This window comes from Mucilaginibacter sp. P4_G9 (assembly GCF_056400985.1).
In genome coordinates this window covers 1-1,278 of sequence record NZ_JBFUKF010000760.1, presented here as the reverse complement: position 1 = coordinate 1,278, position 1,278 = coordinate 1, and the positions used below count along the sequence as shown (strand labels likewise).

Annotated in this window: 2 protein-coding genes; both read right to left on the bottom strand. The window is 44.2% G+C overall.

Annotated features, from left to right (window positions below):
* Positions 1–92: SDR family NAD(P)-dependent oxidoreductase (locus tag AC1DPZ_RS27440; protein ID WP_477409486.1), on the bottom strand; the 92-nt coding region annotated here is incomplete at its 3' end.
* A 318-nt stretch (positions 93–410) separates the two neighbouring features.
* Positions 411–1,278: Glu/Leu/Phe/Val family dehydrogenase (locus AC1DPZ_RS27435; protein WP_477409484.1), on the bottom strand; the 868-nt coding region annotated here is incomplete at its 5' end.

The window sequence follows — 1,278 nt, the reverse complement described above, 5'->3', positions numbered from 1 at the left end:
CCATAAACCGTGTGCCCCTCGGCTGCCAGCGCTGTGGCTGTGGCCAAACCTAAACCAGATGATGCCCCTGTTACAAGAATTACTTTTTTCATTTTTTAAATTGTGATTGAATACCTTAAGTTTTGAATTATTTATGCAGGGAATAATTTTTATAAAACTATAAAATAAAAATTATTACGGGCTAACGAATGTGATTATATAGGCGGCAAGCGCAAATTAATGCTTTTTTTGATTTGGGATTGTTTAAAGGTTGTTACAAGAGCTGTAATAGACAAGAGATTAAAGGCAGAACAAAGAACAAGGATTATGGAATTATGTGTACCCCCTATTGCAATGCCGGTTAGGGAATAAATTCCCGGAAACAAAAAGAGGCAAATCTCCCGACCTGCCTCTTCTATATAAATTACATTTTACGGCCAGATACCCAGATTCTGGTACGATACTGCGATCTTGTTAATAGCGCCAATCATGGCTGCGCTGCGCAATGTATCTATTTTTGGATTGCTTATATAGGTCTCCCTGATTTCGTGATATGAGCGGATCATGGTATCTTCTAACCCAGAGTTTACCAGTTCCAGCTCGGATGCGCCTTTGATAATGGTCGACCTTTGCATTGCCGTTAACGACGTACCTGTAATGCCCTCAACCATGTTTACCAGGTTAAGGTTTGAATTTTCTTCAAACCTGCGGTTCATACGGCCAAATGCCACGTGACTAAGGTTTTTTAACCACTCAAAATAGGATACCGTTACCCCGCCTGCGTTGGCATACATATCCGGGATCACGATACCGCCATTGGCATAAAAAATAGCTTCGGCCTCTGGCGAGGTTGGTCCGTTTGCACCTTCGGCAATTATTTTAGCCTGTATGTTGCGGATGTTGTATTCGGTTATCTGGTTCTCTAAAGCCGCAGGTACCAGAATATCGCATGGCTGCTCCAGCCCTTCCATAGTGTTGGTAAATTCCCGTGCCGCACCCGCATAGCCTAAAATGGATCCACTTGCTTTACGGTGCTGAAATACAGCCTCCACATCCAACCCGTCTTCGTTGTAAATAGCGCCTTCAAACTCGCATAGCCCAACTATAATTGCACCAAACTCCGCCAAAAACTTAGCCGAATAGTATCCTACGTTACCCAAACCCTGTACAATAATTCTTTTACCCGAGATGCCTGGCAACAAACCTATCTTACGCATATCCTCGCCAAAACTTACACACTCGCGAATGGCAATAGCCACGCCACGCCCGGTTGCTTCCCTCCTGCCGGCAATGCCGTGC